Raw genomic sequence first — 212 nt, forward strand, 5'->3', positions numbered from 1 at the left:
CAGCATCACGTTTGATAATGGCAAGGAGTTTGCTCTGCATAAGTCGGTTAGTTCTCAACTCAACTGTAAGACTTACTTCGCGACTCCTTATCACAGTTGGGAACGAGGCAGCAATGAAAATGCGAATGGACTTTTGCGGCAATATTTCCCAAAAGGAAAGTCTCTCAATAACGTGACCGAGCAAGCCGTTAAACAAGCACAAGATAAAATTA

1 protein-coding gene is annotated in these 212 nt (G+C 42.5%); it reads left to right on the forward strand.

The annotated features are described in order from the left end of the window. A partial coding sequence (locus H5985_RS09370; protein ID WP_205051033.1) for an IS30 family transposase occupies window positions 1-212 on the forward strand: 212 nt, incomplete at both ends.

Origin of the sequence: Parasutterella secunda (genome assembly GCF_016901835.1) — a bacterium.
Taxonomy (GTDB): domain Bacteria; phylum Pseudomonadota; class Gammaproteobacteria; order Burkholderiales; family Burkholderiaceae_F; genus Aphodousia; species Aphodousia faecavium.